Source organism: Massilia sp. UBA6681, assembly GCF_002454935.1.
Classification (GTDB): domain Bacteria; phylum Pseudomonadota; class Gammaproteobacteria; order Burkholderiales; family Burkholderiaceae_D; genus Telluria; species Telluria varians.
Window position 1 is genome coordinate 3,032 of the sequence record NZ_DKJX01000020.1, and the last position, 297, is coordinate 3,328.

Here is a 297-nt window from a genome sequence, read left to right on the forward strand (position 1 = left end):
CGGCGAGCAGCAGCGCGCCGGCGACGGCGGCGCTGGTCAAGGAGAGCTTGTTCATCATGGTCCGTGGCATCGAGCGATTCGTCATTGGGCGGCAGGCGTGATGGCGGCGGCCGTGCCGTCCACCGGGTCGAGGCGCAGCACCTGGCGCTCGCGGCCGCGCACCAGCTCGACCTGGTTCTCGGTCATGCGGGCCACGCGCGCGCCGCGAAAGCTCCCGCCCAGGCGCACCGTCTCGCCGTCGATCACGGCGACGTGGCGTCCGCCCGCGCGCGGCGCGATCAGGACCGATTGCAGGCG

General features: G+C 73.7%; 1 pseudogene. It reads right to left on the reverse strand.

Going from position 1 to position 297, the window contains the following annotated elements:
* Positions 1-81: 81 nt before the first annotated feature.
* Positions 82-297: pseudogene (locus tag B2R83_RS02570) on the reverse strand (hypothetical protein); the annotation flags it as partial.